The following is a 25,571-nucleotide window of genomic DNA, read 5'->3' as shown; positions in this document are numbered from 1 at the left end:
TATAGAATATCGACCCCATCGTTCTCGTACGAAAGCATGGTCAGGGCCAGGATTACACACAGCGATTGCCACGCGTATGACTCTGCTATGTGTTATTCCCAGGGAGAGTGGCGGGTCGTTATCGTGGGTGGAGTAGCCTTGCCACCCAGTGTTTCGATGAGTTCGGCCAGCGGTTCGGGGCTGCCGACGAACAACGGCGTCCGCTGGTGGAGGCGCTCAGGCTCCGTTTCGAGTACGGAACCGCTTCCCTGATACGATAGGCCGTTCGCCTGCTCGATAATATATGCGATCGGGTTCGCCTCGAACTGCAGTCGGAGCTTGCCGGACGGGCGCGTCTCCAGACTCGGATAGGCGAACACACCGCCGTGACTCAGGACCTGATTGACGTCAGCGACGAGTGCGCCACCATAGCGTCGTTTCAGCCGCCGCTGGACCGACATGGCGTATCGACGAAACGCACTCGGCCACTCGGGAACGGGGCCACCGAACCCGTAGACAGTACCCGTCTCTGGAAGTGATACCGACGGCGTCAACACCTCGCGCTGACCGTCAGAACAAAGATATTCGGTGACACCGTCGTCGGTGGCGACCATTGCTGTCGTCGTCGGTCCGTACAGGACGTACATCGCGCCGACGAGGTCGTGGCCACTGGCTGGCAGATCCCCATCGTAGATACCGACGATCGTTCCGACACCGTTGTTCGACCCCAGATTGCTTGAGCCGTCAAGCGGATCGACGGCGATTGACAGACCGGTGCCGACCTGTATCGGATCGGCTCGTTCCTCACTAGCGTAGGTCCCGATACAGTCGAGCCCGCCCAGTCTCGATTCGAGTAGCTCGTCAGCGTAGACGTCCGCAGCGAGCATTTCCTCCCCACTCGGATTGTAGTCGCCCTCGTAACTGCGATGTGTCTCGAAAGCTGTGCGTAGCTTCGGCACGATGTCCGCGATCGTGTCGACAATAGTGGTAATACAGGCCGATTCGTCCGCCGTCTCGGGATCGTTCGACCGAGGGCCAGGTGCGGCCATCTCGTGTTAGTGTCCCTACGCAACACATAATATTCTTCTGTCTAATGCGTTTAATCTTGATCCTATCTCATACAGCCCTAGAGGCGATTGCATTGTGGTTATACTATTATCACCGAGGAAGGATTACGTCACAGTTCGCCCAAATGTGCGTCGAACGAATGTGTCCAGTAACTGCTCGAGACCGGTACGGATAATCGAGGAGAAAGCCTCAGCGCCTCAGCGCGGGGAGAAGGTCAATGCTCTCGCGGAGTATCGCCTTCGCCGGAACGCATCGAGACTGGAAGTTCGCCGCTCGTCTCGTCGAAGACCATGTGCGAGTGGGGATACGCGATTTCGACGTCAGCGCCTTCGAGTCGCTCCCAGATCTCGGACAAGACGTTCGACTTGATAGCTGCGAGCTTGTATGGCTCTTCGACCCAGTATCGGAGAGTCAGATGCACCCCGTGATCGCCGTATTCAGCCACATGACACGTCGGATTCGCAGGGTATCCGCTCGGTCCAATACGGATACTCGGACCACCTCGAATGACGCCGTCGACCGACCGTGCGGCGTTCTCGATCAGCTCTCGCGCCTGATCGAGATCGCCCTCGTACGTGACGACAAAGTCGAGTGACTGGCGTGTTCGCCTGTCTTCCGCGGAGTAGTTGATCACGTCCCGGTCTCGCATCGTTCCGTTCGGGACGACGACGAAGGTGTTCTCGAGGGTGAATACCTTGGTGTACCGGAGCGTGATGTCCTCGACGAAACCGCGCTGGCCCGTGTCAGCGATCTCGATCATATCGCCGATCTCGTAGGGCTGGTCGGCCAGCAGAAAGATGCCGCTGATGAAGCTCCCCACGATCGGTGCGAGTACGACACCGAGTACGGCAGTGAACACGGTCACCGTCAGCGCGATCTGGCTGAGCCGGAACCCGTAGATACGCAGCACGGAGAACAACGCGATCAGATAGATTGCCACGGTGCCGCCACGGACCGTCACGCGAGCGAGACTCGGGCGCTCGAAGCGTGTGGAGATACGCGGGCCGAACAGTCGGACAAACAACTGGGCGAGGACGTACGCTACACCGAACACGGCAACGACCTGCAGTAGCTCACCTACGCCGGCAGCGACGTAGTCTCTGAGAATCCGGCTCCAATTACGGAATACTGACCCGACAAGCAGGTGAACAAGTACGGACATCAGTTCGGATGCCACACTTACTCGTATTGGCGGATTCCGTCGTCGGTGACGATCGAATCAAGCAGTTCGACAGGGGTAGCGTCGTAGTTCGGGTTCTCGATGGTGAACCCTTCAGCGGGTTCGCGCATAACCTCACTGACTGGACGGAACTCGTTTTCGAACTGGAAGCCGCCCTCGGGTATCTTCGCGCTCGCGCCCACGGCCGTGACTGGAACACCCACGTCCGCCGCCGTCGCCGCGATCGGATACGTGCCAATGCGATTGTGCAGGTGTCCGTCGACGACGCTGTCCATCCCGACGAGTACCCGGTCACAGTTCGACAGAAAGTGGCCGCTGGCGTTGTCGACGATCAGATGCGGGTCGACACCGTCGAACTCCGCGAGCGCCCGTGCAGTCTTGCGACCGAGATACCGCGGTCGCCCCTCCGTGATGTAGACAGTCAGCTCGTATCCCTCTTCGAGGGCCAACTCGATCGTGCGAAGGACCGTCGTCGAGTAATCGTGTGTGAGCAACGTTGCTCCATCGTCGATGAGTTCGACGGCCCGTTCGGCCGCCTGCTCTTTCGCGGATTCGACCGTCTCGATCACCTTGTCGATGACCTGTTCGGTGAGTTGTTGTGCCTCCTCGACTGTGTCGGCGTCGGCGTCGGAGACCGTCGTGACGATCTGTCGCTGGGTCTTGTACAGCGAGGCGTGAGAGGGTTTGGCCCGGCGAAGCGCACTGCTGTTGCGGTCGAGCGCACGGACGTACTCCTCGACTGTCGGGAAATCGCCGTCAGTCAGCGACCGAAGCGCGGCAGCCGCCTTGACCGCCACGATCGAGGAGCTATGCGTCTGCATCTCCTCGATCTCTTCGATGGTCTGGTCGATCATACCCCCACAATCGGCGCTTCCATCCAAAGGCTTTCTGATACTGACGGGGATATCGTCCCCCGATCACCGAAGGTCGGAGAGCAACGTTTCGATGGCGTCTGTCGCGCTGTGACGAACGTGCGAGCCGTGTGAGACGAGGATCGTCTCGACGTTCAGTTCCTGTAGCCGGCGAACGCTCTCGCGGGCCCGAGTGTCGTCGTGATTGAATCGTGACTCGATAACCGCAAGCGGCCCGCTCCAGTCGTCGTCCGCTGCGAACTGTGAATCGCTCCCGACGACCGTATCGCCGGCGAACAACACGTTACCGGACATATACGCCATATTCCCCGGCGTGTGACCCGGTGTCGCGATCGACTCGATCCCCCAGTGGGTGTCGCCGTCGTGCAGGGGTACGTCGACGTCGATCCCCGGGAGTGCAGCGCGATCACGTGCCGGGGCAGCGACGGTCACGCCGAGCTCGTCAACGAGCGCCGGAACCGCGCCGTAGTGATCGACGTGCGCGTGCTCGATGATGACGGCCTCGACGTCGTGTTCACGGGCGAACGCGACGACCGCCGAATCGATCGATTCGTCGCCACCGCCGACCAGAACCGTCGTCTCGGCAGGCCAAGCGACGTGGACAGACAGCGGCTCTTCGTAATTGCCGTAAGACCAATCGATGGCGCGGGTCCGAACCCGGGGTGTGATCTCCATACGTCACGGTCACGGCCCGCTTGTAAGGTCGTTTCGTCGGAGCGGTTTTACCGACGCTGACCGAACCGGGGGTATGGACGATCGAATCCACGAGCACGCGGAGACGCTGGTCGACTGGAGCGCACGCATCGAATCCGGTGACGACGTCGTACTGGCCGTCGATGACGGCGCTCACGATCTCGCAGTCGCGACCGCCCGAGTGTTGGGTGAACGAGACGCAAATCTCATATCGCTATATCAATCCGGCGAGATCTCACGGGCATATCTCCAGGGGCACGGTGGCGAATTCGACCGCGACCCGGAGTACCAGCTCGAGCTATACGAAAACGCGGACAGCGTGCTGTATCTCGGCGGCGGTCGCAATACGGCTGCGACGGCGGACGTGCCGGGCGATCGACAGAACGCGTACAGCCGCGCTCGGCAGGCGATTCGTGAGGCGCGGATGGACACCGACTGGGTCTCGACGGTCCACCCCACTCGGTCGCTGGCCCAGCAGGCCGGCATGAGTCACCCCGCATACGAGGAGTTCGTGTACGACGCGGTTCTCCGAGACTGGGAGGAGCTGGCCGAGGAGATGGATACGCTAAAGGAGATTCTGGACGACGGAAGCGAAGCCAGGATCGTCGGCGAGGACACCGATCTGACGATGTCGATCGAGGGTCGAACCGCGGTCAACAGCGCGGCGTCGGTCGCGTACGACTCACACAATCTCCCCAGCGGCGAGGTCTTTACCGCGCCGGCGTCCCCCGAAGGGTACGTGACGTTCGACGTTCCGATGACGGTTCGGGGCAAACGCGTTCGGGACATTCGCCTGGAGTTCGAAGACGGTGTCGTCGTCGATTACAACGCGTCGATGAACGAAGCTGTCATCGGGGAGATACTGGATACCGACGACGGCGCGAAGCGACTGGGCGAACTCGGGATCGGGATGAACCGCGGGATCGATCGACCGACTGACTCGATCCTCTTCGACGAGAAGATGGCCGAGACCATCCACCTCGCCGTGGGTCGGGCCTACGACGCCTGTCTTCCGGACGGTGAGGAGGGCAACGAGAGCGCCGTCCACGTCGATCTGATCACGAACATGGACGACGGGTCGCGCTTGCTGGTCGACGGCGAGGTGATCCAGCGGGACGGCCGTTTCCGCTGGGAAGACGGATTCCAGTCGTAGTGCCCAGTAGCTATAGGTGCAGCCCGGCCGTAGCGCCGCCCGTATGGAGTATACGACACTCGGATCCACGGGCACGCGCGTCTCACAGCTGTGTTTCGGCACCTGGCGGTTCGGACGGGAGACCGGCGGTGTCGTCGAGACCGACCGCGAGCAGGCCCACGAACTGCTCGATGCGGCCTGGGACCACGGCATCAATTTCATCGACACGGCCAACGTCTACGGGACGCCCAACGGCACCAGCGAGGAGTACATTGGCGAGTGGCTGGCAAGCCACGACCGGGAGGATGTCGTCATCGCCTCGAAGGTGTACTTTCCCTTCGACGGCTGGGGTGAACCCGGCCCGAACGACCGCGGACTGGGGCGCAAGCACATCCGCGCTCAGATCGAGGGGACGCTGGAGCGGCTCGGCACCGACTACCTCGACCTGTACTACATCCACCGCTGGGACGAGGACACCCCGATCGAGGAGACGATGCGGACGCTCGATGACCTCGTTCGCGAGGGGAAAATCAACTACCTGGGTGCCTCGACGATGGCCTCCTGGCAGTTGACAAAAGCACTCTGGAAGAGCGATGTCGAGGACCTGGCCAGCTTCGACGTGGCCCAGCCGCTCTTCCACGCGGGATATCGCGACGACGTGAAAGACTACCTGGACGTCTGTGCCGACCAGGATATCGCGGTCTGTCCCTATTCGCCGCTGGCCGGCGGGTTCCTGACCGGCAAATACGAGCGCACCAGCGACGACGATCCGACGGCCTTCGAAGGGCCGGACGGGGCACGCGGCAGCCTCGACGACCGCTTCGACGATTACTACCTGTCCGAGCGGGGCTGGCACGTGCTGGACGAGATCCGCGCGATCGCCGACGAACTGGACGCCACACCCGCCCAGGTAGCGCTGCGCTGGCTGATCGAGCAGCCGGATTTCACGACGATTCCCATCGTCGGCGCGCGTACGACTGGACAGTTAGACGAGAACGTCGGCGCGGTCGACATCTCGCTGTCCGACGAGCAGTTCAACCGCATCGTCGATGCCCGCTACGCCGGAGACGGCGAGCGCTGGGGCCACAGATAGGTCAGGCATATGCCTCGAACTCCGTGCCCCGGAGTAGAAAGTAGACTGTCCCGACGATGCCGACGACCGACGCCACGGCGAACGCGAGCGTCGGACTGCCGTCGTAGAGGGCGCTCCCGGGGAGCCACGCCGGGATCCCGGCCCACAGGAACCCACCCAGCGCTGCGCTCGGGATGACGATCGTGTTCCGGAGGAGGTAGTACGTCCCCGTCACGCGCCCGCCCGCGTCCCGCTCGGCGGGGCCGACGATCAACGCCTTGTGCGAGGGAAGGCCGGCGAATCGGAGTCCGGAGAACGCAAACAGCAGTATCATAGACAGCGGCGTCCCGGGCGCGTTGATCAATACGACCGGGAAGATCGCATAGACGGCAAATCCGAGCGCAACGATCGGCTTGAGACCGACCCGCTCGGCGAGTTTCGCGGCGGGCATCATCACGAGCAGGGCGACCGCCATCTCGACGCCAAGCAGGTAACCGAAGAAGGCCTGGGGCGAAAGGTCGACTGCTACCGTCCCGATGGTAGGCAACGATACCGAGGTTTCCAGCCCGACCTCGAAAAACCGCGTGACGACGATGATGAAGTAGACGTAGACCATCCCGTTGGCAAATCGGACGAGGGTATCGCCGATCAGGAGCGGTCGCAGGGGCTCCGGCATCTCTTGGAGGTCCTGACGGATCCGGGCGAGCCCCTCGAAGGAGTCGCCGATGGTGTCGCTGGCGTCGTAGAGGACGTGCTGGACGACCGTCCCGAGGATCCCTGCAACGACCCCGACCGCGAGTACGTATCGGAAGCTCACCGTGAAATCCGGGTGGAGACTGATCAGCAACCCGGCGAGGACCGGGCCGAGGAAGAAGGCCGACCGCCGGAAGATTTCCGTCGAGGCGAACCCGGCGGCCAGCCGCGAGGGGTCGGTCGCCTGCTTGACGACGGCGAACGTCGCCCCGAGCCCGAAGGATTTCCAGGCCTGTGCGAGCAGCAGTCCGACGAAGATCCACACCCACGGCTGGATCGTCACGCCGGCGATACCGATCGTTCCGAGACCGGGCGCGAGCAACCACAGCAGAAAGCCGGCCGTCGAGAGTGCGCCGAACAGCGTCAGCGCGTACCGTGAGCCGATCCGGTCGGACAGTGCGCCGCCGGGATACGGGTAGACGGCCGCGATGATATTGCCGACCGTTCCGAAGACGCCGACGAGAAACTCCGACCCTCCCAGTGCGACGATGTAGTCCGGGAGGAACCGATTGGTCATCTGGAAGGCCAGACTGAACGCGAACATCGCCAGCGATAGCACCAGCACGTCTCGGCGGAGGGCGAAAAACCGCCTGAGCGTCTCAATGGCACTCGATTCCTCGGCTTTGACGGTCGTGTCTTCGCCAGTCATCGGTGTCTGTTCGTCCTCGTGTTATGGTCGATCGGTCCCATAGCACATATATACGGTTCTTCTGCGGTCATTAGGTGGAGCTGGACACGAATATAAACAGCCAGGCGACGAGATTGAGTGTACTGACAGCGGCTGTGATCCAGCCGACCCACGCGGGCCAGCGGCTCGATGTCGGCTTTCGGATCGCCAGATATCCCAAAGCGATCGCGATCGGTGCGAACAGGGCCGCGGAGACGAACGATCCGACAATTCCGACCCCCGCGGCGAGGACTGCCATAACCTCCGCGCTGAGCGCACTTGAGTTCGTTTGCGGCCCATCCGCGAATCGGTCACCGCTCATGATCCGTTCTCCGAGGCGCGCTCGGAAATAGCTGCGGCTCTGTGCCGCTTACGGGCTGAAACAAATCGACGGGATCCCCAGTTACCCAAAGCATTCTTCGGACGGGCTACAAACAACGAGCGTATGCCCCAGGGAACCGAGTGCGATTTCGACGGCTCTCGTCGTTCGAACCGGAGCCCGATCAGAGGCCTCAACGCGGGAACGCCTGCAGGTCACGAGGCGAGGGGACCACCACAGTCGCACCTCGACGAGTACCGCCCTCACGGGCGATAACCGGATTCGGACGCTGTAGCTATGCACAGGGAAGGCCATTATGGGGCGTCGCTGCTGGCCTACGCACCGCTGGGATTCGTCGTGATCGCACTCGGGTTCCCGGCCGCCGCCGTCGGCGGTGCGCTGCTCGCAGTAGCGCTGGCGATGGTGCCCGACTGGGACCAACGAATTCCGGGGATTGCCCACCGTGGCATAATGCACACGGTTCATTTCGCAGCTGTAGTCGCGATCGGAACGGCCCTGCTCGGTGCAGGGATTGGGGCGTCAGTATCGAGCCCGGGCGTGAACCCGCTGGTCGTCGTCGGGGCGGCAGTGTTCGGCGGGACGACCGGCGCAGTGGCGATCCTGGCACATATCGGGGCGGACGCTCTGACACCGATGGGTATCAAGCCGCTCGGCGACGACGGCCCGCACATCACCTACGACGTGTGTCGAGCCGACAACACGCTCGGGAATTACGGTCTGCTCGCACTCGGCGGCGCGGCCGCGTTGCTCGCGTTCTATCTCGGACGGGCAGTGAACGCGGTGCTTCCCGTATGACGGGGCCGGCTAAAGACACCCACGTGACCACACCCGTGGCTGTTGGGCATGACAATGTTTAGTAGAATGCCCGGGGAGGGCTCCGAACCCTCGATCTCCGCATGACCCAGGTCCGAGGCTCGACAGCGCCTCGACGGGCATGCCGGGATGGGTGCCGCGTTCAGAGTGAAACCCTATGAGTGCGGCGCTATGTCCAGCTAAGCCACCCGGGCGCACCAGGTGATAGCGGGGTGGTACTCTTTAAGCTTCTCATCTGTTTCGCACGAGGGCTGCGGGGCCAGTTGCCACACCCCGCGGATTTATGGCTCGGGAAGGTCACACACGCGGTATGGAACTGCCGGAACTGATCAGGGAACACCTTGGCGAGGAGGACGTGCTGGCCGGGCTCGCGCTGGGTGACGACGACCTGCTCTGTCTGACGCCGACCCGGACGTTACTGTATCGTGCTGACGGTCTGCTCAGCGACGAGCGCGTCGCCGAATATCCCCACGAGGTCGAACAGCTTGCGCTGTCGGAAGGACGCCGGAAGACGAAGTTCCACTTCGAGTACGTCGAGGATGAGCGATCGCTGACAGTCCCGGCCGGTGCGACGCGTGACGCACTTGCCCTCGTGCTCGAAGGCATTCTCAGCGCCGAACGCATCCTCGATCCAGACGAAAGCGTCGTCGAAGCGTTTCGGTTCAGCGAACTCACGCTCGTGGTCGCCGACCGACGCATCGTCAAGTACGTCGGCAACACCGTCTGGGACGGGGAGTACGAGGCGTTCGCCTACGAGGATCTCACTGGCATCGACTTCGAACAGGCTCGCGTCGCGACCGAAGTCGTCCTGCACATCGATGGCCACCCTGAACGGATCAAGACGCCGAACGACGACGCCCGACTCGTCGAACGCGCTCTCGAACGCGCGCTGACTGACTTCTTCGACGTCACCTCGTTGTCCGAGCTACAGGCACAGTTCCGATCGAACGCGGACGATTCGGATAAAACGGGCGATGCAGGTACCAGCCAGTCGGATGAGACGTTCCTGGACGACGAGATCCGCCCACTCGGTGGCCAGCCCGAGTCGGACGCCGAGACCGAGAGTATCGACCCGGACCAAGATCTGACGCCCGAAGCGGTCGGTGATAGCGACGCGACCGATGTAGCTCCCCCGTCCGACACGGAGACGGCTTCGATCGCCGACGCCGAAGCGGACTCGACGGACGATTCACCGTCGGAGGAACGCTCGCCGGACCCAGAAACGACCAGAGGTAGCACGGCGGACGGGGTCGAGGCGACCAACCAGCCGGACGGGGTCGAGGCGACCAACCAGCCGAGCCAGTCGACAGCAGATGCGACCGGGGATGATCTGGAGCGCATCGACGAACAACTCGAGGAGTTGACGACCGCGGTCAACAAACAGAACGAGTTGCTTCGCAAACACCACGCCGCGATCAAACAACTGGTCGAAGAGTTGCAGTCAGATAGCTAGCGTCACTCGATGTGGCCTTCCTGCCGGAGTTGCTGGGCGTCCTGTTCGTCGTACCGCCACTCGACGTTCGCTTTCTCGTCCTGCCAGTCCCACGGTTCCGCGATGACGACATCGCCCTCGTTGATCCAGGTCCGGTACTTCATCCGCCCGGGGATTCGCCCCATTCGCGTTTCGCCGTCCTGACACTGGAGGCGAACGTGGTTGCCGCCTTCGTGTCGTGTCACGACAGCAAATACTTCATCGCTCGAGGGCATCCGCAGGTTGTTGCGCTGTGAGTCGTTGCTCATACACTGTGTAGCCCCCCGGCACGGTTAAGTGATTGGAGATTCGTGGTAGCACGACCCACAAGCACGGTTACCATTCTCACGACACTGCACCACGTGGATCTGCGGTCTATCTATCGGTTCGGCGTATGTTCTACTGTAGCGACAAGTAAGCCCTGCTCATTCGTCTGGATCGAACGGGTTGTATTCGCCGTTGATGTCCCACTCGTGGAGACACTGGGGATTGCCGACGCGTTTCTCGTCGTCTTCCCCGGAGATCGTCCAGTTCATCTGCTCGTCGTCCCAGACATCCACACGGCCACACCGTTCACATTCTCGCCTGGTCGGTGGCACGATCGTCGCCATAGGTACCCTATGGCAAGGCATCCTCTTCAGATTGCCGGCTGAGCCTCGTGCTGCACGTACTTCAACTGGTGTCCTGTTTGAGTGCTCCGAGAGCCTACGTGAGTTCAGTATCTCCGAAATTTCCCGATATCAACCCATATAAACGCGCTCGTCCCTGCTAGCTCGATATGGGATTTCACACGTTCGATAGCAGTCAGGCCGACGGGCTCGAAGACCAGTCCCGATTCAAATACGTCTCAGTCGACGAACTGCTTGCGCTATTTCGACCGGACGACGACGCAGTCGTCGCCGATCTCGGCAGCGGGACCGGGTTCTACACCGACGAGGTGGCCCCGTACGTCGAGAATGTCTATGCGGTCGACATCCAGGAAGCGATGCACGAACACTACCGGGAGAAAGGATTGCCCGCGAACGTCGAACAGGTGACCGCGGAGGTCGCTGACCTTCCGTTCGAAGACGACGCCCTGGATGGCGTCTTTTCGACAATGACGTACCACGAGTTCGCAAGCGAGGCGTCACTTGCTGAACTGGCACGCGTCTGCCGACCTGGTGCCCGCGTCGGGATCGCTGACTGGAGCAGTGCTGGCACGGGCGAACGCGGCCCGCCACTCGGCGAACGGTTCGACGCCGACGAGGCAGCGACTGCTCTTGAGTCAGCTGGCTTCGAGACCGACCGTGCAGACGACCGTCGGGAAACGTTCGTCGTTTCTTCTCGGCTTGAATAACGTATTATTCCTAATATTTTGCCGTAATCTGGGCAAGTGTTTCCACAAAACGGTTATATCTCCATGTAAGTCAGTCACACGCGTGTTGAAAGAAGACCCGTACACTCCGACCGAATCGCGATACGAATGCTGCAGTTGTGGCAAGCGCATCACGACGACGGACAGCCATCTCCGGTGTCCGTCCTGCGGGGCGGCGATGCGGAACATCGCAGTCCCGCGAGAGTGATACTGCGGGTCGCCGTAGCCGCCGACTCCGACAACCGTAAGAGAGTCAGACCCACTACTATGGGTCGATGAGTGATTACGGTACCTCGGGGGTGGGTTCGGAGGAGTCCGGAGCCACTGGCTCACTGTCATCGGACAGTGAGACTGGCGCCCGCCGGCCTGAGCCGTCCGACGGGGACGGAAGCGTCGAACTCGTCGGGACGGCCCACGTCTCCTCGGCGAGCGTCGAGGAGGTCGAGGAGACGATCGCCGACAGACAGCCGGACATCGTCGCGGTCGAACTCGACGAGGGCCGCTACCGACAGATGAAAGGCGGGACGCCCGACGATCTCGACGCCAGCGACCTCTTGCACGGCAACACCGTCTTCCAGTTTCTGGCGTACTGGATGCTGTCGTACGTTCAGACCCGGTTAGGCGAGCGCTTCGACATCGAACCCGGGGCGGATATGATGGCCGCCGTCGAGACCGCCGAAGCACACGACATCGGCGTCGCCCTGGTCGATCGGGACATCCAGACGACGATCCAGCGCTTCTGGCAGCGCCTCTCGACGAGGGAGAAAGCCACGATGTTCGGCGGGCTGCTGGCCGGTATGGTCGGAACTCTCCAGGCCGGACTCGGCATCGGCCTGTTCCTGGGAACGTTCCTCGCGCTCGGGGCTGAGCTCGTCGCCGGACCGCTCTTGCTCTCCCCCGGTCTCGCGGACGCGGTCCCGTTCGTCGGCGGGTCGTTACTCACGCTGGCTGATGGGGCATTACTCGCGGGAGCGGTCGCGCTGGTAGTCGGTCTGCCGATCGCCGCGCTACTCGCGTACGCGCTCGATACGGACACCGAGTACGAGGAGTTCGACATCGAGGAGTTGACCGACACGGACGTCGTCTCGGCGATGATGGAGGAATTCCGCCAGTTCTCGCCGGGCGGTGCGGAGGCGCTGATCGACGAGCGCGACGCCTTTATCGCCCATCGGCTGGTCGCACTCCGGGAGGCGGGCTACGACGTGGTCGCCGTCGTCGGCGCCGGTCACCGCGCAGGCATCCAGTCGTATCTCGACGACCCCGAACGGCTCCCGCCGATGGAGTCGATCACCGGGACGCTCAAACAGAAACGCTTCTCGCTGTACAAGGCCTTCGGCTACCTCTTTACTGTCGGGTTCGCCGTCTTCTTCGGACTTCTGTTGCTCGGTGGCGCCAAAGAGGGGTGGGTGATCCGGCTGTTCGTCGCCTGGTTCCTCGTCAACGGCATCGCCGCGTTGAGTCTGGCGAAGCTCGCGGGTGCCCACTGGCCCTCGGCGATTGTCGGGGGCGGCATCGCCTGGCTGACAAGCGTCAACCCGCTGCTCGCGCCGGGCTGGTTTGCCGGCTACGTCGAACTGCGATACATCGACGTCAACATCGGGGACATCTCCAGGCTGAACGAGATCGTCAGCGACGAGGACGCCACGATCGGCGAACTGTACGACCGGTTGACCGACGTGCCGCTCTTCCGATTGATCGCGATCGTCGCGATGACCAACGTCGGGAGCATGATCGCCAGCTACGGCTTCGTGTTCGTCGTGCTCCCGTACATGTCCGCGGAAGTCGGCGGGATCACCGGGATCGTCGACCTCATGTTGGACGGGGTCGAGAACGGTGCCCGGATCGTGCTGGACGTGATCTCCTGATGGACATTCGATTTAGCGACCGCGAGATTCGCGATCTCGCCGTTGCCTGGGTCGCTCTCGGCGTGGCGTTCACCGCCTTCTATTTCAACGGCGCCCTTCGGTCGCTGCTCGGTGGGACGCCGTCCGCAGACGTGCTCCCGGTCCTGGGTATCGGGTTCGTCCTCAGCATGCTCACCGCCGGAATCGGGTTCCTGCTGCACGAACTCGCCCACAAGGTCGTCGCGGTCCGTTACGGCCAGCTGGCGGAGTTCCGAGCCGACTACAGCATGCTCTTTCTGGCTGTGATGGCCGGTTTCGCGGGCTTTCTGTTTGCCGCGCCGGGCGCAGTCTATCACCGTGGCCGGATCACGGCCCGCGAACAGGGACTGATCGCGCTGGCCGGCCCGGCGGTCAACGTCGCGCTGGTCGCCGTCTTCGCCGGCGTCTGGATCGGCGGTGAGGCCGCCGGAGTCGGCCTGCTGGGCACGATCGGCTATCTCGGCGTGATCATCAACGCCCTGCTGGCCGGGTTCAATATGCTGCCGTTCGGGCCGCTTGACGGCAAGAAGGTCATGCGCTGGAGCCGGCCGGTCTGGATCGCGAGCGCGGTTCCGACGATCGGCGGTGCGATCGCGTTCTTCTTCCTGTGACCGGTACGCTGCGTTGGGAAGTGTCTTGTAAGAGCCACACCATCGACGTGGCATGCCGGTCGTTCGCCGTGTTCCCGAATCCGATTTCGATCGCTACCGACGACTCATCGAATACGCGTTCAATCCTGAAGACGGTCCAGGGCTAGACGATCAGCTACCCGACCGGATCGCGGATCGGTACGGGCTCTACGAGAACGACCGACTCCTCGCGACGGGCGCGCTGTACGAACTCAACGTTCGCCTTCGAGGGACGCGGACGACGATCGGCGGGATCGCCGCCGTCTCGTCGCCGCCGGAGCACCGCCGCTCTGGTAACGTCAAGCGGCTCCTCGCGGGGTTGCTTTCGGAATCGCGCGATCGCGGGTTCGGACTCGCGGCGCTGTGGCCGTTCGAACACGCCTTCTACCGGCAGTTTGGGTGGGCGATCGCAGATCGCTACACTACCTACGAACTCCCGCCTGAGCAACTCGCGGCCGCGGGGACGACCGCCCGCGGCACCTACGAACGCGTCGGTCCCGACGACTGGGAACGGCTCGAACGCGCCCAGCGCGCGCACGGCGAGGGAACGACGCTGTCGATGGAGCGGAGCGAACAGTGGTGGCGCGACCGCACCTTCGGCGACGATCCGCCGTGGGCCTACGCCTGGCGCGACGGCAGCGACCTTCGCGGGTACGTCACGTACGCGTTCGAATCGGCAGGCGGAAACGACGTGCTCCGTGCCGAGGACTTCTCGGCGGCCGATCGGGACGCGCGGGATCACCTGCTCGGCCTGCTCGGAACCCACGACTCACAGGTCGCTCGGGTCGAACTCACGCTCGCCGAGGAGGCCGCGTTGCTGGACAGGGTCACGGATCCGGACGCCGTCTCGTGCTCGATCCACGCCGGGCCGATGATCCGGGTCACGGACCCGGCACTCGCGCTGGAGTCGTGTCCCTATCCCGACGGGATCACCGCTCGCGTCGTCTTCGAGGTCACTGATCCGATGGGCGACGATCGACTCCCGGATTCGGACGACGTGCACTCGCGGATCGAGCTGTCTGTCGAGGGTGGCGCGGGGACGTGCGAACCGACCCAAGCCGACCCGGACGCGACCGTCGACGCGGGGACGCTCGCGCAGTTACTCGTCGGTTATCGCCCGGTTGCAGACGTGCGTGGGCGTGGACTGGATTGCGAGGGAGAGACAGCCGCGACGCTCGAAGCGCTGTGGCCGAAAGAAGACGTGCAGTTGCGGGAGTTCTTCTAGGTCTCTACTCGGGGAACATCGAATTGCCGGCCGAGCCCGACAGTTCCGCGAGGTCGGCGTGGACCTCTTCGATGCGCTCGCGGACGAGTCGACCGCCGACGCGCGGGTCGAAGTGGTCCTTGTTGGGCGACCACTCAGTGTCGTTGTAGAAGCTGTCGCGCTGGTCCTCGACGCCCTCCGGCGGGACGATCTCGTCTTTGTGATCGAGGTAGTGGTCGAACAGCGTCCGCGTGTACTCGTACTGGTAGCGGGTGTCCTTGTTCATCTTGCAGATGCCCCGTCCCATCATGTCCTCGACCTGGGCCGGCTGGAGCCCGGAGGTGCCGTGCAGCACGAGCGGGATCTCCAGGCCGTGATCGGCCAGCGTCTCGCTGATCTCGCTGGCGAGGTCCGGGCGCAGTTCCAGATCCTTGCCCTTGGCGACGCCGTGCTGGGTGCCGACAGAGATCGCCAGCAGGTCCGCGCCGGTGCGCTCGACGAACTCGACGGCGTCCTCGGGGTCCGTGTAGAAGGCCTCCTCGGCGACGATCTCGTCCTCGACGCCCTTGATCTGGCCGAGTTCCGCCTCGACGAGGATGTCGGCGTCCTTCTCTTCGATCATGTCGACGACCTGCTTGGACTGGCGGATGTTCTCCTCGAAGTCCTCGTGGGAGGCGTCGATCATGATCGAGGAGGGGATATCGCTCTCGATCTGCATCTCGATGAAGTCCATGTCCGTCTGGTGGTCCATGTTGAGGAACACACCGATGTCGTACTGCTCGGCCATGGTCTCGATGTAGTTGCCCATCGCCCGGAGTCCGGCTTCGGCATCGCCGTTGCCCGCGAACCGACAGGCACCGGCACTCATCTGGATGAGCAGGTCCGAGTCGACGGACGCAGCCCCGTCCATGAGTCCCATCGCCACGTCCGGCTCGGCGACGTTACTGGCCACCAGCCCGAAGTCATCCTCCAGCGCCTCGTCGTACACCTGACTGAGTTCGTTACCGCCGTAGAACGGCATTTGTTGTCACCGGCTCAGCGTTTACTCGCCGACGTAATAATTGATGCGGAATCCTGATCAACGGTTTCGACTCGATTTACGATCATTCGGGAGACAGATACAGCAAAACCGGAGTCAGCTCGACCAGCAAAAGCGTCTCGTATCCGCGAATCAGCCCGTTGGAGCAAAAAGCATATCTCCGGGCATGCCCCAGAGTCACACATCGACCCTCGACTATGAACGAAGTCCAACTAGAGGTCGCGAAGGCATACCCGAACGACTCGGGTAGAGGTATCGCGCGCCTCGACCCTGATACGCTCCTGCATCTCAAACTCTCCCCTGGTGACATCATCGAGATCGAAGGCGGAGACGTGACCGCCGCGAAGGTCTGGCGGGCCGACCGCCAGGACTGGAACACCGACACTGTGCGCATCGACGGGTTCACCCGTCAGAACGCGGATGTCGGGATCGGCGAGCGCGTCACGATCCGCAAGGCTGAGGCCGAGAAGGCGGAGAAGCTCGTCCTCGCTCCGCCCGAGGAAGCCAGCGTCCAGTTCGGCTCGGACGCGGCGGGGATGGTCAAACGACAGATCCTCAAGCGGCCGGTCGTCGAGCGCGACATCGTCCCTGTGATGTCCTCGACGAACCATCCGTTCATGCGCTCGCCCGGGCAGGCGATCCCGCTGATCGCCGTCGAGACCGAACCCGATGGGGTGGCACTGATCACCGAGGATACCGACGTCGAGTTGCGCGAAGAGCCGATCTCCGGATTCGAGAAGACCGGCGGCGGCATCACCTACGAGGACATCGGCGGCCTCCAGAACGAGATACAGCGCGTCCGCGAGATGGTCGAACTCCCGATGAAGCACCCCCAGATCTTCAAGAAACTGGGGATCGAGCCGCCCCAGGGGGTGCTGCTGCACGGGCCGCCCGGGACTGGCAAGACCTTACTTGCAAAGGCAGTCGCCAACGAGACGTCTGCCAGTTTCTTCTCTATCGCTGGCCCTGAGATCATCTCGAAGTACTACGGCGAGTCCGAACAACAGTTACGTGAGATCTTCGAGGACGCGACCGAGGAGTCGCCCTCGATCATCTTCATCGACGAACTGGACTCGATCGCGCCCAAACGGGAGGACGTCACCGGCGAAGTCGAACGGCGCGTCGTCGCCCAGTTGTTGACGATGATGGACGGGCTGGAATCGCGCGGCCAGGTCATCGTCATCGCGGCCACGAACCGGGTCGACAGCGTCGATCCCGCCCTCCGGCGGCCCGGCCGGTTCGACCGGGAGATCGAGATCGGCGTCCCCGACGAGGTCGGTCGCGAGGAGATCCTGCAGATCCACACCCGCGGGATGCCCCTCAGCGATGACGTGGAACTGCCACGACTCGCGGCCGAGACGCACGGCTTCGTCGGCGCGGACATCGAGAGCCTCACCAAGGAGGCAGCGATGAAGGCGTTGCGTCGCTACTTGCCGGAGATCGATCTCGACGAGGAGGACATCCCGCCGAGTTTGATCGACCGGATGATCATCAAGCGTGAGGACTTCCGCGGAGCGCTGAACGAGGTCTCCCCGAGCGCGATGCGGGAGGTGCTGGTCGAACTGCCCAAGATCTCCTGGGACGACGTCGGCGGTCTCGAAGACGCGAAAGGCCAGGTCAAAGAGAGCATCGAGTGGCCGATGAACCAGTCCGAGAAGTTCGAGCGCATGGGGATCGAACCGCCGGCCGGCGTCTTACTGTACGGGCCGCCTGGAACTGGCAAGACGCTGATGGCAAAGGCCGTCGCCAACGAGACCGACGCTAACTTCATCTCCGTGCGCGGGCCGCAGCTGCTCAGCAAGTGGGTCGGCGAGAGCGAGAAGGCCATCCGTCAGACCTTCCGGAAGGCCCGGCAGGTCGCACCGACGGTGATCTTCTTCGACGAGCTGGACAGCCTCGCACCCGGGCGCGGCGGCGACGTCGGCTCGAACGTCTCCGAGCGCGTGGTCAACCAGCTGCTGACCGAGATGGACGGCCTCGAAGACATGGAGGACGTGATGGTCATCGGCGCGACCAACCGTCCGGACATGATCGATCCCGCCCTCATACGGTCGGGTCGGTTCGACCGTCTGATCGACATCGGTGAGCCCGACACGGACGGGCGCGAACAGATCCTCAAGATCCACACCGACGACACGCCGTTGGCTCCGGATGTCAGCCTACGGGAGATCGCCGAAATCACCGAAGGCTACGTCGGCTCGGACCTGGAGTCGATCGCCCGCGAGGCCGCTATCGAGGCGCTCCGGGACGATGACGACGCCGAAGAAGTCGAGATGCAACACTTCCGGTCGGCACTGGAAAGCGTCCGCCCGACGGTCAACGACGACATCAGGGAGTACTTCGAGCAGATGGAAGACGAGTTCCGCGGCGGCGGCCGGGAGATGGACCGCCAGCGCGGTTCGGGCCGGATCGGTTTCCAGTAGCTCCGAAGTCCCGGGGCCGCCCGGATACCGCCACCGGATCGCACCGGGTACCTGACGGATAGCCGATGTGTGTCCCCGAAGGGGATCCACTGCTGGCGTCGGGGCCGACAGTTTCTTTTATACGATCGGCGACCGCTGTCGGGGATATGCAATGGCGTGGTGCCGAAGTCGAGTCCGACGGAACCTATCCGGAGCCGGAGTCGTGGACGCCAGTCGACGTGCCCGGGCGGCCCGCACGGTTCGCCGGAGCTGACACAGTCGCCTATCGGACCGTCATCGAGGACCCTCTCTCGGGGCCGATGGCTCACGCCGTCCTGGAGTTGCGCGGCTGTTACGGCGAAGCAACCGTCTGGTGTGACGGCCAGCGAGTCACGACCCACGACGCACCGTTCGTGCCGCTTCGAATCCCCCTCGACGAACGGCTCGATGCGGACGGCGAGACGGACGTACGGGTCGTCTGTCGCCGTCCCGCCGACGGGTTCGGCGGGATATACGGGACGGACGCGATCCCAGCGGCCGAATCCGTCCCCGGGATCTGGTGGGACGCGACGCTCAGACGCTATCCGGGCACCTACATCGACCGAGTCGATGTGACGCCCCGACTCGAAGACGATCGGGGGCTGATCGACGTTCGTGCGACGATCGTCGCGGACCAACCGATCGACGACCGGCTGACCGTCTCCGTCCGCCCGGCGGACAGGAGCCGTGGCCGGGGCATGATGGAACGGACGCCGATCGAAGCCGACGCCGGCGAGCGTGTCACGGTCGAACACACCGTCGAGATGCGCGATCCGTCGCTGTGGTGGCCGGCCGATCTCGGCGCCCAGAATCGCTACGACGTGGTCGCAAAAATTGAGGGAATGGAGACGACCGTCACGACCGGCTTCGCCGACGTTCGCTACGTCGACGAGACTCTGACCGTCAACGGAACGGAGACGACGCTGCGCGGCGTCAACCTGCTCGATGCCACCACGGACGACGTCACCCGCGCGGCCGAGGCGAACGCGAATCTCGTCCGGACACACGCACACGTCCCCTCACGAGCGGTGCTCGAAGCCTGCGAGCGCGAGGGCGTCCTGCTGTGGGCGGATCTGCCGCTGACGGGCGACGTGACGCCGGCGGTCGAACGCGGCCAAACACTGGCGTCGGCGTTGATCGAACACTACGGTCACGCGGCGTCGCTGGCGGCGGTCGGCGTCCACGACGATCCGGTCGATCCGTTCGAGACGCCACTCGGCTCCGGATTACTCGACCGGCTGCGGTTTCGCTGGCGGGCCTGGCGAGCGAGCTACGACGACGCGAACGCTCGCGAGATCGCCGAGGCGCTCCCGTCGTCGGTACTCGCGTTTCCCGTAGTCGGTCCGCCCGGGATCGAAACGGACGCCGCGACGCTGTACCCCGGCTGGCGCTACGGCCGCGCCGACGACGTGGGACGGTTCCTGAACAGCGACGTCGTCGCCGAGTTCGGGGCCGGCGCGCTCGCGATCGACGACCCCACGGAACTCGCTGGCTTCGACCGGCGCATCCACGACAGCCACGTCGACGGCGGGGCCGAGGCCTCACAGCGGTACCAGGCACACACCCTGAAGCGCGTCGCGGAAGGGCTCCGAAACGAGGGGACGTCGATTCTGGCGGTGTACGCGCTCCGGGACACCAGCGACGCGGGGATGGGTGTCCTCGGCGCCGAGGGCGATCCCAAGCAAGCGTTCGACGCGCTCGAGACTGCATTCGAGCCGGTGCAGGCGACGCTTGCCGATCCGAGCGCCGCCGAGAGTGATGTCCTCGTTCACAACGACCTCGACACGCGGTGTACCGGCACCCTCGTCTGGGAGTCGTCGGCGTCGTCGGGCGAGACGGACGTCGTCGTCGACACGAACGCGACTGCATCGGTCGCGACGATCGAGTTGCCGACCGACGGTGACGTGACGCTGGCGCTCTCGACGGGAGACAGAACTATCGAGAACCGCTACCCGCACGGTGGTCGAGATTTATACAAATATCGAGGCGAATACCCGGACCCACCGTGGTCGGGGATGAGGCCGACAACTCGTGATACAAACCATTAAGTCGACATATCGCTAATCGATAGATGGTGATGGAATACAGTCACCGCTACCGCGCCTACCCGACAGACGAGGTAGCGGAGCGACTGGAACACCATCTCGATGTGCATCGCCAACTCTACAACCACGTCCGCTGGGACTACGAGAACAGCCCAGTGGACGACAAACCGAGCGAGTACGACCAGAACAACAAGCTCCCCGAGTGGAAACAACGGTGGCCGATATTTGCTGAACTACACTCGAAAGCCGCCCAAGCCACCGTCGCACGCTTCCACCACAATCTCACCGTCCTGCGCAAACTCAAAGAGAAGGGGGACAACGTCGGTCGACTCACACGCCAAGCGCCCAGTGAGTACCGGAGCGTGACGTACAACCAGTCTGGTTTCGACCTCGATGAAAAGAGGGGCCACGACACGGACGCCTACGTCCGCTTCAGCAAGATCGGCTGGGTAAAAATCCGATACTCACGCCCAATCCCTGACCACGCCACCATCAACGAAGTCACGATGAAAAAGGAGACAACTGGCGAGTGGTTCGTCTCTTTCGGGCTGGAAACCGATGATGCCGTTCTGCCCGAGAAGCCCAACGTGGATTCGCTGGACGCGAGCAACAGCGTTGGGATTGACCTCGGCATTCTCAACTACATCCACACCAGTGACGGCACAACCGTGGAGTGGCTCGATCTCGAAGACGAATACGAGCGCCTGCGCCGCGAGCAACGGAAACTCTCGCGGAAAGAACACGGGTCGAACAACTGGGAGAGACAACGCCAGAAGGTCACCAAGGTGAAGCGTCACATCCGGCGCAAAGTGCTGGACTACCAGCACAAGATAACGACGTGGCTGGTCCGTGAGTACGATGCGGTGTTTGTCGAGGACTTAGACGTGAAGGAGATGTTGGAGCAGTCGCACAACGCTCGGAACAAGCAGGATGCGGCGTGGCGACAGTTCATCACACTTCTCGAATACAAGGCCGACCTGTACGGGTGTCACGTCGTGCAGGTCGAACCCGAGGCGACAACCAACGAGTGCGCTCGATGCGGCGTGGAGACGGCAAAGCCGATCTGGGTCAGGGACCACTCTTGTCCATCGTGTGGGTTCGAAACAGATCGAGATGCGAATGCGGCGATGAACGTCCTCAAGCGTGGTTTTGCTGCACTAGGGCTGGGATGGCCCGAAGAAACGCCTGTGGAGACTGTGACCGCTACGGACACGACTCAGTTTAAGTCTGTGTCTGCAAGTCACGTCGTCGAAACAGGAAGCCTCGTCTCGTGAGAGCAGGATTCCCCGCGCCACCGTGCGCGGGGAACATTCAAAGGCCCTGGCGTGGTATTACCACACATGATCGAGAGCAACGACATCGACGTCGCCTTCGGCACGGAGATCTACGACGAGACGGGCAATCGACTCGGGACCGTCCGTGGCTTCGACGAACACGGGTTCTACGTCAGCACGGACGAAGGGATCACGGCGATGTCGAGCGAGCACGTCGCCTCGGGGATCCCCGGCGAGGCGGAGCTGACCTGGCGGTGCTACGAGTGCGGCGCGATCGGGGACATCGAGGAGTTACCGGACGACGGCTGTCCCGACTGTGGGGCGCCCCAGGAAGCGATCTACTACCACATACAAGATTGAATGCGGATACTCGTCTTCGGGGCCGGAAGCCTCGGCAGTCTGATCGGCGGATTGCTCGCAGCCACACACGACGTGACGCTCGTCGGTCGCGAGCCACACGTGAGTACTGTCCGGGACCAGGGCCTCGAGATCACTGGCGAGATCGAAACGACGACGTATCCCGACGCGGACACGACTGTGCCCGACTCGGCCGAGCTGGCGATCGTGACGGTCAAAAGCTACGACACCGGCGAAGCGGCGCAGGCCCTGAGAGCGGCCGATCCAGACGTCGTCCTCTCGTTGCAGAACGGGCTCGGCAACGAGGAGAGCCTGTCCGAACCGCTCGATGGGGCGGTCCTCGCCGGGACCTGTACCTACGGGGCGCGGCTGGTCGAACCCGGCATCGTGGGCTGTACCGGCGTGGGAACGGTGACGCTCGGAGCGAGAGGTGGCGGGGATTCCGCCGTGGCCGAGCGGACAGCCGGGGCCTTCGAGAGCGCCGACGTCGACACGACCGTCGCGGCCGACATGCCGCGGCGGCTCTGGGAGAAACTCGCGATCAATGCCGGGATCAACGCGATCACGGCGCTGGCTCGCGTCGAGAACGGCGCCCTCGCCGAGGGGGCAGCCGGCGACGTCGCAGCGCGGGCGGCCGCTGAGACCGCCCGCGTCGCGCGCGACAGCGGGGTTGAACTGCCCGACGAACGCGCGATCGACAGGCTCGAAGCAGTCGTCGAGACGACGGCACCGAACCGTTCGTCGATGTATCAGGATCTCGAAGCCGGGCAACGGACCGAGATCGACGCGATAAACGGGGCTGTCTGCGAGCGGGCGAGCGAGCCAGTCCCGATAAACGAGACGCTCACGGCGTTAATCGAGACGTGGGAACGGGGGCGAAACCTGCGAAGTTAAAACGGGGCCTGCGGGCCTTCGTCGTCGCCGCCGTCGTCGATGCTGCCGCCTCGGGAGTCACCGGGCAGGGTCGGACCGTCGTCGGCGCCGCCCATGCCGCCGCCGGCACCGGTGTTGGCGTGGACGGTCTCGATCTCGGGGATTTCCTTCGTCATGCGCGTCTTGATGGCCTGGATCGTCATCGGCGAGATGCCACAGCCGCTGCAGGCGCCGCCCAGCGCGACCGTCACTTCCCCGGCTTCGGGGTCGAGTTCCTGAATCGCTGCACTGCCGCCGTGCATCTGGATCTGCGGGAAGTTCCGTCGCAGGAAGTTCGCGATGCGATCCTCGAGGTCGCTCCCACCGTCGTCGGTTTCAGCACTCATGTGCTCGGGTACGTGAGCGCCGCGTTTGAACCTTTGGTTCGTGACAGTCGCAAACGGGTGATACGGCAGCTGTTCGTCCTGATTCCGGACGGTCGTTGATGCTAGATCAGGAGCCAACCAGGTCGAATACCTGTCGGAGCTGGCGTTCGAGTTCGTCCGTGTACTCCGCGTAGATGTCTTCGAGCTCCGTCGCATCGAGTTCCGTCTCGGGAGCGACACGCTCGACCGCGTCCGCAGGCAGCTCGATCCGGAACTCGCCGTCGCCCTCGTAGAACGGCTCGCTCTCGGCCAGGGTGTACTGGTCGATCGCGTGGATCAACCCGGAGTCGTACTGTTCGGACATCACGTCGAAGGCGCTCTTGTACGCCTGCTGGAGTTCGGTGAAATAGTGTTCGTACTTGTCCTCGAAGCGCTCTGGATCGAAGTCGGTCATCGACCGATAGTTAGTGTACGCGTACAAAAGGTGGACGATACCTACAATTCCATCCGCTGTGCGCGCTCGCGAAGCGCCTCGGCACGCTCCCGAATCGCCTCACGTTCGCCCTCGTCTTTGTTCTCCAGGTGGTTGTACACCAGCCCCATCCGATGGTTGTCAGCGAGGTGCTCGGCGTTGCGCTCCAGGAAGTCCCAGTACAGCGCGTTGAACGGGCAGGCTCCCTCGCCGGTGGTCTTGGTCTTGTAATAGGGACAGTCGCTGCAGTAGTCGCCCATCTTGTCGACGTAGTTGGCTGAAGAGACGTAGGGCTTCGTCGAGAGAGTGTCCGAGCCGAACGTTCCCATACCGACGACGTTCGGGGTCGTCACCCAGTGGTAGGCGTCGACGTAGGCCGCGTGAAACCAGCGATTCAGCTGCTGGGGTTCGACGCCGAGCAGCGTCGCGAAATTAGAGAGGAGCATCAGCCGTTCGATGTGGTGTGAGTACCCCCGCGCTCGGACGCCGTCGATCACGTCCGCGAGACAGGCCATGTCGGTCTCACCGGTCCAGAAAAACGGTGGGAGCGGCTCGGTCTGTCCGAGCTGGTTTGCCCCGGCAAGCTCAGGCATCTCCCGGCGGTAGACGTGGCGGGTGAACTCCCGCCAGCCCAGCACCTGCCGGACGAACCCCTCGACGCTGTTCAGCGGGACGCCCCGCTCGCGATAGGCTTCGATCACCCGTTCGATCGCCGTCCGCGGATGGAGAAGCCCGAGGTTGATCGCGGGCGAGAGCAGCGAATGGTGCAGTGCCCACTCGTCGGCGACCATCGCGTCCTGATACGGGCCGAACTGAGCAAGTCGGTCGGTCACGAACGACTCCAGCACAGACAGGGCCTGCTCGTGGGTCACTGGCCAGCGGAACGGCCCGGGATCAGCCCACCCACCACCGTATGGCGGCTCGTCGTAGGCGCCGTCGAACGTCTCGGCGACCCACGACTGTACGTCGCGAGTAGTTTCATCGGGCTCGAACACGGGCGGCTCGGGCGGTTCGTAATCCTCCGGTGGCGTCTGGCGATTTTCCTCGTCGTAGTTGTACTCGCCCCCGACCGGCTCCGAACCGTCCATCAGATAGCCAGTCTGGTGGCGCATAAACCGGTAGAATTCCTCGTGTCGATAACTCGACCGATCGCCGGCCCAGTCGTCGAACTGCTCGGGCGAGCAGAGGAACAGTTCGTTCTCGACGACGGTGAGTCGGCCGCCGTGGTCCGTGACGAGTTCGCGCAACCGCTCGCCGGCCCGATAGCTCGGTGGCCGCATCACGACGAGTTCGTCTCCGGGATGGGCGTCCAGGTGTGCTTTGATCCCGTCAGCGAAGCGCTCGACCTGCCGGTACTCGACGGCCCGCCCCGACTCGCGAAGCCGGTCCCGAAAGTGGGCCATTGCGCTGAACACGAGCGTGAGCTTGTGCGGGTGATACGGCAACTTCCGGGCGAGACCCATCGATTCGATCAGCAAGACGCGGTCGTCGGGGCGGTCGGCCAGCGGGCCGACGCTGGCGTTCAGTTGATCGCCCAGCACGAGGACGGTCATGGAACCGCTACAGAACGGAGCGACAAAAACGCCCGCTTCGTC

General features: G+C 63.3%; 26 protein-coding genes and 1 tRNA gene. 14 read left to right on the top strand and 13 right to left on the bottom strand.

Features of this window, described 5'->3' with window-relative positions; genetic code table 11:
- Positions 1 to 92: 92 nt before the first annotated feature.
- From HSEST_RS06945 to HSEST_RS06930, 4 genes are all read right to left on the bottom strand, one after another.
- Positions 93 to 1,028 (bottom strand): class 1 fructose-bisphosphatase, encoded by a 936-nt coding sequence (locus HSEST_RS06945; RefSeq protein WP_229120188.1) that lies wholly within the window; start codon positions 1,026 to 1,028, stop codon positions 93 to 95.
- Between the two features lie 233 nt (positions 1,029 to 1,261).
- The gene (locus tag HSEST_RS06940; RefSeq protein WP_229120187.1) at positions 1,262 to 2,224 is read right to left on the bottom strand and encodes a mechanosensitive ion channel family protein; all 963 of its coding nucleotides are present in this window, start codon (positions 2,222 to 2,224) and stop codon (positions 1,262 to 1,264) included.
- 2 nt (positions 2,225 to 2,226) lie between these two features.
- The gene (locus tag HSEST_RS06935) at positions 2,227 to 3,081 is read right to left on the bottom strand and encodes a translation initiation factor eIF-2B (protein ID WP_229120186.1); all 855 of its coding nucleotides are present in this window, start codon (positions 3,079 to 3,081) and stop codon (positions 2,227 to 2,229) included.
- 63 nt (positions 3,082 to 3,144) lie between these two features.
- On the bottom strand, positions 3,145 to 3,774 hold the full coding sequence (locus tag HSEST_RS06930; protein WP_229120185.1) for an MBL fold metallo-hydrolase: 630 nt from the start codon (positions 3,772 to 3,774) through the stop codon (positions 3,145 to 3,147).
- 73 nt (positions 3,775 to 3,847) lie between these two features.
- Here HSEST_RS06930 and HSEST_RS06925 point away from each other — a divergent pair, with 73 nt between their 5' ends.
- Positions 3,848 to 4,945, top strand: a complete 1,098-nt coding sequence (locus tag HSEST_RS06925; RefSeq protein ID WP_229120184.1) for an aminopeptidase — start codon at positions 3,848 to 3,850, stop codon at positions 4,943 to 4,945.
- Positions 4,946 to 4,988: 43 nt separating this feature from the next.
- A complete protein-coding gene (locus tag HSEST_RS06920) occupies positions 4,989 to 6,017 on the top strand; it encodes an aldo/keto reductase (protein WP_229120183.1) in 1,029 nt (342 codons plus the stop codon).
- Position 6,018: 1 nt separating this feature from the next.
- Here HSEST_RS06920 and HSEST_RS06915 read toward each other — a convergent pair whose 3' ends face one another.
- Positions 6,019 to 7,398, bottom strand: coding sequence for an MFS transporter (locus HSEST_RS06915; protein WP_229120182.1), 1,380 nt, complete (start codon positions 7,396 to 7,398; stop codon positions 6,019 to 6,021).
- A gap of 70 nt (positions 7,399 to 7,468) precedes the next feature.
- Positions 7,469 to 7,738, bottom strand: a complete 270-nt coding sequence (locus tag HSEST_RS06910) for a hypothetical protein (protein ID WP_229120181.1) — start codon at positions 7,736 to 7,738, stop codon at positions 7,469 to 7,471.
- A 294-nt stretch (positions 7,739 to 8,032) separates the two neighbouring features.
- On the opposite strand from HSEST_RS06910, the gene HSEST_RS06905 reads away from it, so the two are divergent.
- Entirely contained in the window at positions 8,033 to 8,551 is a 519-nt protein-coding gene (locus tag HSEST_RS06905; protein WP_229120180.1) for a metal-dependent hydrolase, read from the top strand.
- A gap of 67 nt (positions 8,552 to 8,618) precedes the next feature.
- Here HSEST_RS06905 and HSEST_RS06900 read toward each other — a convergent pair.
- Positions 8,619 to 8,763, bottom strand: a tRNA-Met gene (locus HSEST_RS06900).
- A 116-nt stretch (positions 8,764 to 8,879) separates the two neighbouring features.
- On the opposite strand from HSEST_RS06900, the gene HSEST_RS06895 reads away from it, so the two are divergent.
- Positions 8,880 to 10,022, top strand: coding sequence for an MSCRAMM family adhesin SdrC (locus tag HSEST_RS06895; protein ID WP_229120179.1), 1,143 nt, complete (start codon positions 8,880 to 8,882; stop codon positions 10,020 to 10,022).
- 2 nt (positions 10,023 to 10,024) lie between these two features.
- On the opposite strand, the gene HSEST_RS06890 is transcribed toward HSEST_RS06895, so the two are convergent.
- On the bottom strand, positions 10,025 to 10,309 hold the full coding sequence (locus HSEST_RS06890) for a translation initiation factor eIF-1A (protein ID WP_267491834.1): 285 nt from the start codon (positions 10,307 to 10,309) through the stop codon (positions 10,025 to 10,027).
- A gap of 156 nt (positions 10,310 to 10,465) precedes the next feature.
- Entirely contained in the window at positions 10,466 to 10,651 is a 186-nt protein-coding gene (locus tag HSEST_RS06885) for an HEWD family protein (protein WP_229120178.1), read from the bottom strand.
- A 167-nt stretch (positions 10,652 to 10,818) separates the two neighbouring features.
- Between HSEST_RS06885 and HSEST_RS06880 the strand changes: the two genes are divergently transcribed.
- The 5 genes from HSEST_RS06880 to HSEST_RS06860 all read left to right on the top strand — a co-directional run bounded on the left by HSEST_RS06880 (position 10,819) and on the right by HSEST_RS06860 (position 15,131).
- On the top strand, positions 10,819 to 11,376 hold the full coding sequence (locus tag HSEST_RS06880) for a class I SAM-dependent methyltransferase (protein ID WP_229120177.1): 558 nt from the start codon (positions 10,819 to 10,821) through the stop codon (positions 11,374 to 11,376).
- Positions 11,377 to 11,458: 82 nt separating this feature from the next.
- Positions 11,459 to 11,602 (top strand): rubrerythrin-like domain-containing protein, encoded by a 144-nt coding sequence (locus tag HSEST_RS06875; RefSeq protein WP_229120176.1) that lies wholly within the window; start codon positions 11,459 to 11,461, stop codon positions 11,600 to 11,602.
- A gap of 67 nt (positions 11,603 to 11,669) precedes the next feature.
- Positions 11,670 to 13,259: a TraB/GumN family protein gene (locus HSEST_RS06870; RefSeq protein WP_229120175.1), complete on the top strand. Its 1,590-nt coding sequence runs from the start codon at positions 11,670 to 11,672 to the stop codon at positions 13,257 to 13,259.
- Positions 13,259 to 13,888, top strand: a complete 630-nt coding sequence (locus HSEST_RS06865; protein ID WP_229122952.1) for a metalloprotease — start codon at positions 13,259 to 13,261, stop codon at positions 13,886 to 13,888. The genes HSEST_RS06870 and HSEST_RS06865 overlap by 1 nt, the downstream gene beginning before the upstream one ends.
- A gap of 52 nt (positions 13,889 to 13,940) precedes the next feature.
- The gene (locus HSEST_RS06860; protein WP_229122951.1) at positions 13,941 to 15,131 is read left to right on the top strand and encodes a GNAT family N-acetyltransferase; all 1,191 of its coding nucleotides are present in this window, start codon (positions 13,941 to 13,943) and stop codon (positions 15,129 to 15,131) included.
- A gap of 4 nt (positions 15,132 to 15,135) precedes the next feature.
- Here the strand turns inward: HSEST_RS06860 and fba are convergent, their stop codons facing one another.
- Positions 15,136 to 16,131 carry a class II fructose-bisphosphate aldolase gene (gene fba, locus HSEST_RS06855; protein WP_229122950.1) on the bottom strand — a complete coding sequence of 332 codons (996 nt, stop codon included), beginning with the start codon at positions 16,129 to 16,131 and terminating at the stop codon, positions 15,136 to 15,138.
- A 215-nt stretch (positions 16,132 to 16,346) separates the two neighbouring features.
- On the opposite strand from fba, the gene HSEST_RS06850 reads away from it, so the two are divergent.
- The 5 genes from HSEST_RS06850 (at position 16,347) to HSEST_RS06830 (ending at position 23,160) form a co-directional block, all read left to right on the top strand.
- Positions 16,347 to 18,572, top strand: coding sequence for a CDC48 family AAA ATPase (locus HSEST_RS06850; RefSeq protein ID WP_229122949.1), 2,226 nt, complete (start codon positions 16,347 to 16,349; stop codon positions 18,570 to 18,572).
- Between the two features lie 146 nt (positions 18,573 to 18,718).
- Entirely contained in the window at positions 18,719 to 20,638 is a 1,920-nt protein-coding gene (locus HSEST_RS06845; RefSeq protein ID WP_229122948.1) for a hydrolase, read from the top strand.
- 29 nt (positions 20,639 to 20,667) lie between these two features.
- A complete protein-coding gene (locus tag HSEST_RS06840) occupies positions 20,668 to 21,909 on the top strand; it encodes an RNA-guided endonuclease InsQ/TnpB family protein (RefSeq protein WP_229122969.1) in 1,242 nt (413 codons plus the stop codon).
- A gap of 66 nt (positions 21,910 to 21,975) precedes the next feature.
- On the top strand, positions 21,976 to 22,269 hold the full coding sequence (locus HSEST_RS06835; RefSeq protein ID WP_229122947.1) for a DUF7130 family rubredoxin-like protein: 294 nt from the start codon (positions 21,976 to 21,978) through the stop codon (positions 22,267 to 22,269).
- Positions 22,270 to 23,160, top strand: a complete 891-nt coding sequence (locus tag HSEST_RS06830) for a ketopantoate reductase family protein (RefSeq protein WP_229122946.1) — start codon at positions 22,270 to 22,272, stop codon at positions 23,158 to 23,160.
- On the opposite strand, the gene HSEST_RS06825 is transcribed toward HSEST_RS06830, so the two are convergent.
- The 3 genes from HSEST_RS06825 to HSEST_RS06815 form a co-directional block, all read right to left on the bottom strand.
- Positions 23,157 to 23,525 (bottom strand): NifU family protein, encoded by a 369-nt coding sequence (locus tag HSEST_RS06825; protein WP_229122945.1) that lies wholly within the window; start codon positions 23,523 to 23,525, stop codon positions 23,157 to 23,159. The two genes, HSEST_RS06830 and HSEST_RS06825, sit on opposite strands and share 4 nt — an antisense overlap.
- A 106-nt stretch (positions 23,526 to 23,631) precedes the next feature.
- Positions 23,632 to 23,958: a DUF5783 family protein gene (locus tag HSEST_RS06820; RefSeq protein WP_229122944.1), complete on the bottom strand. Its 327-nt coding sequence runs from the start codon at positions 23,956 to 23,958 to the stop codon at positions 23,632 to 23,634.
- Between the two features lie 41 nt (positions 23,959 to 23,999).
- Positions 24,000 to 25,529, bottom strand: coding sequence for a cryptochrome/photolyase family protein (locus HSEST_RS06815; RefSeq protein WP_229122943.1), 1,530 nt, complete (start codon positions 25,527 to 25,529; stop codon positions 24,000 to 24,002).
- Positions 25,530 to 25,571: the final 42 nt, after the last annotated feature.

It is taken from the genome of Halapricum desulfuricans (assembly GCF_017094465.1).
In the GTDB taxonomy this organism is placed as follows: Archaea; Halobacteriota; Halobacteria; order Halobacteriales; family Haloarculaceae; genus Halapricum.
Note: the sequence above shows the minus strand (reverse complement) of the source record. Positions and strands in the feature narration are given on the sequence as shown.

Bases quoted from the DNA above. Each gene is read 5' to 3' on its own strand.
- HSEST_RS06820 (WP_229122944.1), bottom strand. From the start codon at position 23,958: ATGACCGACTTCGATCCAGAGCGCTTCGAGGACAAGTACGAACACTAT.
- HSEST_RS06860 (WP_229122951.1), top strand. From the start codon at position 13,941: ATGCCGGTCGTTCGCCGTGTTCCCGAATCCGATTTCGATCGCTACCGA.
- HSEST_RS06905 (WP_229120180.1), top strand. From the start codon at position 8,033: ATGCACAGGGAAGGCCATTATGGGGCGTCGCTGCTGGCCTACGCACCG.
- HSEST_RS06830 (WP_229122946.1), top strand. From the start codon at position 22,270: ATGCGGATACTCGTCTTCGGGGCCGGAAGCCTCGGCAGTCTGATCGGC.
- HSEST_RS06850 (WP_229122949.1), top strand. From the start codon at position 16,347: ATGAACGAAGTCCAACTAGAGGTCGCGAAGGCATACCCGAACGACTCG.
- HSEST_RS06910 (WP_229120181.1), bottom strand. From the start codon at position 7,738: ATGAGCGGTGACCGATTCGCGGATGGGCCGCAAACGAACTCAAGTGCG.
- HSEST_RS06920 (WP_229120183.1), top strand. From the start codon at position 4,989: ATGGAGTATACGACACTCGGATCCACGGGCACGCGCGTCTCACAGCTG.
- fba (WP_229122950.1), bottom strand. From the start codon at position 16,131: ATGCCGTTCTACGGCGGTAACGAACTCAGTCAGGTGTACGACGAGGCG.
- HSEST_RS06925 (WP_229120184.1), top strand. From the start codon at position 3,848: ATGGACGATCGAATCCACGAGCACGCGGAGACGCTGGTCGACTGGAGC.
- HSEST_RS06845 (WP_229122948.1), top strand. From the start codon at position 18,719: ATGCAATGGCGTGGTGCCGAAGTCGAGTCCGACGGAACCTATCCGGAG.
- HSEST_RS06935 (WP_229120186.1), bottom strand. From the start codon at position 3,081: ATGATCGACCAGACCATCGAAGAGATCGAGGAGATGCAGACGCATAGC.
- HSEST_RS06880 (WP_229120177.1), top strand. From the start codon at position 10,819: ATGGGATTTCACACGTTCGATAGCAGTCAGGCCGACGGGCTCGAAGAC.
- HSEST_RS06890 (WP_267491834.1), bottom strand. From the start codon at position 10,309: ATGAGCAACGACTCACAGCGCAACAACCTGCGGATGCCCTCGAGCGAT.
- HSEST_RS06930 (WP_229120185.1), bottom strand. From the start codon at position 3,774: ATGGAGATCACACCCCGGGTTCGGACCCGCGCCATCGATTGGTCTTAC.
- HSEST_RS06870 (WP_229120175.1), top strand. From the start codon at position 11,670: ATGAGTGATTACGGTACCTCGGGGGTGGGTTCGGAGGAGTCCGGAGCC.
- HSEST_RS06815 (WP_229122943.1), bottom strand. From the start codon at position 25,529: ATGACCGTCCTCGTGCTGGGCGATCAACTGAACGCCAGCGTCGGCCCG.
- HSEST_RS06865 (WP_229122952.1), top strand. From the start codon at position 13,259: ATGGACATTCGATTTAGCGACCGCGAGATTCGCGATCTCGCCGTTGCC.
- HSEST_RS06945 (WP_229120188.1), bottom strand. From the start codon at position 1,028: ATGGCCGCACCTGGCCCTCGGTCGAACGATCCCGAGACGGCGGACGAA.
- HSEST_RS06885 (WP_229120178.1), bottom strand. From the start codon at position 10,651: ATGGCGACGATCGTGCCACCGACCAGGCGAGAATGTGAACGGTGTGGC.
- HSEST_RS06840 (WP_229122969.1), top strand. From the start codon at position 20,668: ATGGAATACAGTCACCGCTACCGCGCCTACCCGACAGACGAGGTAGCG.
- HSEST_RS06895 (WP_229120179.1), top strand. From the start codon at position 8,880: ATGGAACTGCCGGAACTGATCAGGGAACACCTTGGCGAGGAGGACGTG.
- HSEST_RS06835 (WP_229122947.1), top strand. From the start codon at position 21,976: ATGATCGAGAGCAACGACATCGACGTCGCCTTCGGCACGGAGATCTAC.
- HSEST_RS06825 (WP_229122945.1), bottom strand. From the start codon at position 23,525: ATGAGTGCTGAAACCGACGACGGTGGGAGCGACCTCGAGGATCGCATC.
- HSEST_RS06915 (WP_229120182.1), bottom strand. From the start codon at position 7,398: ATGACTGGCGAAGACACGACCGTCAAAGCCGAGGAATCGAGTGCCATT.